Source organism: Psychrobacter sp. AOP30-A2-5 (genome assembly GCF_052378115.1).
Lineage (GTDB): Bacteria > Pseudomonadota > Gammaproteobacteria > Pseudomonadales > Moraxellaceae > Psychrobacter.
On record NZ_JBQSXK010000052.1, the window covers coordinates 1 to 1,309 of the forward strand.

At 47.4% G+C, this 1,309-nt stretch carries 1 protein-coding gene and 1 other annotated feature; the gene reads left to right on the forward strand.

The annotated features are described in order from the left end of the window. Window positions 1–50: 50 nt before the first annotated feature. Window positions 51–1,270, forward strand: a protein-coding gene (locus tag ACT3S4_RS14295; protein ID WP_444761300.1) for an IS3 family transposase whose coding sequence is annotated in 2 segments (ribosomal slippage) — window positions 51–327 and window positions 327–1,270 — 1,221 coding nt in all. Because the reading frame shifts where the segments join, the coding sequence is not laid out codon by codon here. Further along, window positions 326–442 (forward strand) — a sequence feature (AL1L pseudoknot). (Overlaps the previous gene by 117 nt.) Window positions 1,271–1,309 lie beyond the last annotated feature (39 nt).

The following is a 1,309-nucleotide window of genomic DNA, read 5'->3' on the forward strand; positions in this document are numbered from 1 at the left end:
TGAACCGCCCCGGGATTGTCGGAGACTCAACATTCTGAGAGAATACGACAATGAAAAGACAAACCTACACTCCTGAGATTAAAGAACGCGCCGTTCGCATGCTGATTGAAGCGTCGAGCGACTATCCTTCTACATGGTCAGCCATTCAAGCCATAGCGTCAAAGATTGGCTGTACGCCTGAGACACTGCGATCCTGGCATAAAAAGCACATAGACCAAACCATTCCCGCCTCAGTGCAGACTCAAAGTGACAAAGAGCGTATCAAAGAGCTTGAACGCGAGAACAAAGAGCTCAAGCAAGCCAATGAGATTATACGTAAGGCTGCTGCTTTTTTCGCCCAGGCGGAGCTCGACCGTCCACCCAGATAATGGTTCAGTTTATTGATGACTATAGAGGTAGTTATGGGGTCGAGCTGATTTGTAGAGTACTACCGATTGCCCCGTCAACCTATCACCGTACTAAAGACCTAGAGTGCTGCCCTGAAAGGCGTTCACTGCGCAGTCAGCATGACGACTACTATCTCAGCGAGATTAAACGCATCTGGCAGGACAGCAAATGTCGCTATGGTGCTCGCAAAGTCTGGCGGCAGATGAAGGCAGATGGCATTTATATCGCACGCTGCACCGTCGAGCGTTTAATGAGTCAGCACGGCTTACAAGGTGTCTGGCGCGGTAAGGGTAAGATTACCACCAACAGCCGTGACGACCAAAAGCGTGCTGACGACTTGGTTAATCGTAACTTTAATGCCCATCGTCCTAATCAGCTGTGGGTTGCAGATTTTACTTATATCAAGACATTGAGCGGCTGGGTTTATACCGCTTTTATCATCGATGTATTTGCTCGCGCTATTGTCGGCTGGAAAGTATCGAATCGCATGAACACGGATATGGTAATGGCGGCATTAAATCAAGCGATAACAGATAGAAACAATCCCAAAGATGTCATTCATCACAGTGATCGAGGGGTTCAGTACTTATCAATTCGCTACACTGATAAGATGACGGACTCTGGCGTGATTGCTTCTGTCGGTACAACTGGCGATTCATACGACAATGCATTGGCTGAAACGGTCAATGGGCTTTACAAGTCTGAGGTGATTCATTATTTAAAGCAGAACTGGACTGGTGTGAACGATGTTGAACTGGCAACCCTTGAATGGGTGGATTGGTTCAACAAGAAGCGTCTACATAGCACGATTGGATATGTGTCACCCTTTGAGTTTGAAAAGCGGTATTATGATAATTTAACCCTGTCAGGCATCGCTGCCTGACTCAAGTAGATCAGCCTCCGATATAGTCGGGGCGGTTCA